5 protein-coding genes are annotated in these 3963 nt (G+C 62.8%); 2 read left to right on the top strand and 3 right to left on the bottom strand.

The features are described from left to right. On the bottom strand, nt 1-1012 hold a 1012-nt coding region (locus EOD15_RS30150), incomplete at its 3' end, for an FAD-dependent oxidoreductase (protein ID WP_127409111.1). Nucleotides 1013-1115: 103 nt separating this feature from the next. Here EOD15_RS30150 and EOD15_RS30145 point away from each other — a divergent pair. Then, nucleotides 1116-2366 carry a cytochrome P450 gene (locus tag EOD15_RS30145; RefSeq protein ID WP_127320388.1) on the top strand — a complete coding sequence of 417 codons (1251 nt, stop codon included), beginning with the start codon at nt 1116-1118 and terminating at the stop codon, nt 2364-2366. Further along, nucleotides 2335-3147 carry a transporter substrate-binding domain-containing protein gene (locus tag EOD15_RS30140; protein WP_127320387.1) on the top strand — a complete coding sequence of 271 codons (813 nt, stop codon included), beginning with the start codon at nt 2335-2337 and terminating at the stop codon, nt 3145-3147. The genes EOD15_RS30145 and EOD15_RS30140 overlap by 32 nt, the downstream gene beginning before the upstream one ends. Nucleotides 3148-3238: 91 nt before the next feature. Here the strand turns inward: EOD15_RS30140 and EOD15_RS30135 are convergent, their stop codons facing one another. Together EOD15_RS30135 and EOD15_RS30130 are read right to left on the bottom strand one after the other, a co-directional pair. Then, nucleotides 3239-3589 carry a cupin domain-containing protein gene (locus tag EOD15_RS30135; protein ID WP_127320386.1) on the bottom strand — a complete coding sequence of 117 codons (351 nt, stop codon included), beginning with the start codon at nt 3587-3589 and terminating at the stop codon, nt 3239-3241. 6 nt (nt 3590-3595) lie between these two features. Further along, a partial coding sequence (locus tag EOD15_RS30130) for a PLP-dependent transferase (RefSeq protein ID WP_185929115.1) occupies nt 3596-3963 on the bottom strand: 368 nt, incomplete at its 5' end.

Raw genomic sequence — 3963 nt, 5'->3', positions numbered from 1 at the left:
ACTTGTAGCCGTGACCGGAGCATGCCGAGACAACAAGGCATTTGCCCTTTTCATGCGCCATGAATTTTTCGTTTGATGTGAAGGTGTAGGCGCAGGTGACGACCTCGGTCACCCGATACTCCGCGATGCGGGCGATCGGCGGCGAAAACAGGTTGCGGATCGCCTCGCCCTCGCCCGCCACCGGCTGACGGTTCCAATCGGCGTCGCTGGTCGGCACCCTGTGCAGGCCGGACCCGAATTTCATGCCGGCGCCGCCGGAGGGCGGGATCACATAGCCGTCGATCGCGCCGCCGACATCGAGGACAACCGGTGCCGCCTGCCAGGCCGCCTCGAGGTCGGCCGGTGGTTCGACATAGGCAAGTGCGGTTCGATAGGTCTTCAGCTCGCCGTCCAGCTCCGGAAACAGTTTTAGCACCCAGGCGCCGGCGGCGACAACGATGCGGTCGGCCTGCATGGTCTCACCGCTTTCGAGCACGATGTGGCCGGCTTCGGCGTCGACTTCGACGACCTTGCTATTTTCGTAGACATTGGCGCCGTTGGCGCGCAGCCACTTTGCCAGGCCGGACGCGATCTTGCGGCAATGCAGGGCGCCGCCTTCGGTTGAGAAATAGGCGTAGCGAAACGACCCGGCTTCCAGAAACGGCCAGCGCTTCACGGCTGCATCCGGCTCCAGCAATTCGAACGGAAAATTGCCTTCTTCCAGACCCTCGCGATATTCCTCGGCCTCGTCGCCCGGCTCGCGCGAAATGCAGACAAATCCTCTGGGATCGAGGTGGCTTTCGCCGAGATCGGCCCACACCTCGTCCCAGGCCTGGTAGGCTTCGGTGATCAGCCGGCCGTAGCCGGTCCCTGCGCGGTAAGCGCGGCGGATGATGCGATGATGGTCGCCCGACGCGGCCATCGGGTTTGGGATCGGCCCTTGCTCGACGATCGAAACGCTGTGGCCGGCCTTGACCAGCGACCACGCCGTCGAGAGACCGGCAATACCCGCGCCGACAACGATCACATTCATCAAATCAGACTTTCCGCAGCCGGTCGGCTGGCTCAACATATTGGATTGCGGGCGCCAACATACGGTCTGGAACCAGGCTGGCAAGCCGCGCTATTGGTCTGGCATGAGCAAATTGACGCTTCCCGCTCTGGCCTTTGATCCAGCCACTCGACATCTGCGGCTCGACCCGCACGAGCCGGCTTTTTTCCAAAACCCTTATGATGCCTATTCTTTCCTGCACGGCGTATCGAATGCATTCTTCTGGGAAGAATTCGGCTTCTGGTGCTTTGGCGGTTTCGACGACGTCAACCGGCTGCTGCGCGATCGCCGCTTCGGCCGCCAGAACCCGGCCGGCATTCCAGACAGCCGCGGCATTGGACAGGATCGCAGCCATCTCAGGGCCTTCGACGGCGTCGAAGCCAATTCGATGCTGGAACTGGAGCCGCCGGTGCACACGCGGCTGAGAACACTGGTCAACCGGGCCTTCGTCTCGCGCCAGGTCGAACGGCTGCGGCCGCGTGTCGAGGCTTTGGCCAACGAGTTGATCGACCGTTTCGAACCAGGCAAGACGGTCGACCTGTTGCCTGCTTTCGCGGCGCCCTTGCCGATCACCATCATTGCCGAAATGCTCGGCGTCCCGGTCGAAATGGGGCCGCAACTGCTCGACTGGTCGCACCAGATGGTCGCCATGTACATGCATGGCCGCACACGCGCGATCGAGGAGACGGCCAACCGCGCCGCCCGCGAATTTGCGGATTTCCTCCGTGGCTACGTCACCGAGCGACGCCGAGATCCCGGCGACGACCTGTTGTCGCTGCTGATCTCGGCGCAGGAGTACGGTGAGAGGCTGTCGGAGGACGAGATGGTGTCCTCGGCGATCCTGCTGCTCAATGCCGGCCATGAAGCGACCGTGCATCAGACCGGCAATGCCGTCCGCTCGATCCTTTTGCAAGGCGGCGATGTCAGCCGCTTCTTCGGTTCGCCCGAGGCGACCGCGGCAACGGTCGAGGAATGCCTGCGCTTCGACGCGCCGCTGCACATGTTCGCGCGCTATGCCTATCAGGAGATCGAGGTCGCGCCCGGCATCGTCGTGCAGCCGGGCCAGACGATCGGGCTGCTGCTGGGCATGGCCAATCATGACCCGCGCGCCTTCGCCGATCCCCTCGCCTTCCGGCCCGACCGTGCCGACCAGAAGAACGTCTCCTTCGGCGCCGGTATCCATTTCTGCATCGGCGCGCCGCTCGCCCGGCTCGAATTGCAGGTGTCGCTGAAAACCTTGTTCGAACGGCATCCGAAGCTGCATCTTGCCGAAGAGGCGCGCTTTCGGGACACTTACCATTTCCATGGGCTGGAAACGCTCGCCGTCGGCTTCTGACGGCCACAAGCCGGGGCTGCCTCAGAATGTGCCCGGGGAAATAGGTGGCGCCGGTTTGCCTGACCTGACTGAGTTGAAATTCGCCTTCCTGGAAGAGCCGCCATTCTGCTTTGCAGGTGCATTGGGCGAGGTCTCAGGCTGTGACGTCGAGCTTGCGCGCAGGCTCGGTGACATGCTCGGATTGGCGAGCTTTAAGCCGATCGAAACCGAATTCGCTGAACTGCTGCCGGGATTGGTCGAGGGCCGTTGGACCATGACGACCGGCCTGTTCGTCTCCGAAGAGCGCAGGCAGCTTGTCGACTTCACACGGCCGATCTGGGCGCTGCAGGACGGGTTGCTGGTCGCGAAACACAATCCGCGTGGCTTTCGCGGCTACCAATCCATTGCCGAGGACCGGACAGCGTTGATTGGTGTCATAACCGATCAGGTTCAGCATCTTACGGCGTTGCACAACGGAATCGCGCCCGAGCAGGTCAGGACGTTTGCAACGCAGGCGGATGCGGCGGACGCAGTGGCCAGCGGCGCGGTGCACGCCTACGCCAGCGTTGCGATGGCGCACCGAGGCTATCTGACCCGGCGGCCCGATATGCCGCTTGGGCTTGTCGAGGTTCCCCCGATTGAAAAGCAGCCGTCGGCCGGTGCCTTCGCGATCGCCAAAGGCAATTCAGCCCTGCTCCGGCGCATCGATGCTTGCCTCGATGAATTGGTGGGCAGCGACTGGCACCGACGGATGATGGCGCGATACGGATTCTCGGACAGCGATATCGACCGCATCGTCTGATCAGCGTCGATGCCTAAAGCGCGACGCGCTTTAGGCCCTTGTTTCTATGCATGTCGTTCTCCCAAAACCGAGCCACTTTGGGCGACATGCATCAGAGCCTGATCACATACTCCTTGCGAGTCGTTTCAAGCACTTCCCAGCTGCCTTTGAAGCCGGGCCTGAGCACGAAGCTGTCGCCGGTCTTGACGGTGCGCGCCTGCCCACCGTCTTCCGCGATCACCGAAACGCCGGACAGGATATGGCAGAACTCCCACTCGTCATAGACGATACGCCATTTGCCCGGGGTCGATTCCCAGATGCCGGCGTAAAGGCCGCCGTCGCGCTCCTCGACATTCCAGGTGCGGAATTTGGGATCGCCCGAGATCAGCCGATCCGGCGCCGGCGCGCCCTGTTCGGCGTCGACACTGTCGACGCCGATGGCAAGAAATTTTGACTCGCTCATGATCGGTCAGACCTTGGCTAGCGCCTGTTCGAGGTCGGCGACGATGTCGTTGACGTCCTCGATGCCGATCGAAAGCCGCACCGTGTCCGGTCCTGCGCCGGCCTTGACCTTCTGCTCGTCGGAAAGCTGGCGGTGCGTGGTCGAGGCCGGGTGGATGACCAGCGACTTGGTGTCGCCGACATTGGCCAGGTGCGAGAACAACTCGAGCGCCTCGACGAATTTGACGCCGGCGTCATAGCCGCCCTTCAGCGCGAAGGTGAACACGGCACCGGCGCCCTGCGGCGAGTATTTCTTCTGTAGCGCATTGTTCCTGTCGGTCGGCAGGCCTGGATAGTTCACCGAAGCGACCTTGGGGTGGTTGGATAGCCAGGCGG

This window comes from Mesorhizobium sp. M7A.T.Ca.US.000.02.2.1, assembly GCF_003996995.1.
Classification (GTDB): domain Bacteria; phylum Pseudomonadota; class Alphaproteobacteria; order Rhizobiales; family Rhizobiaceae; genus Mesorhizobium.
Note: the sequence above shows the minus strand (reverse complement) of the source record. Positions and strands in the feature narration are given on the sequence as shown.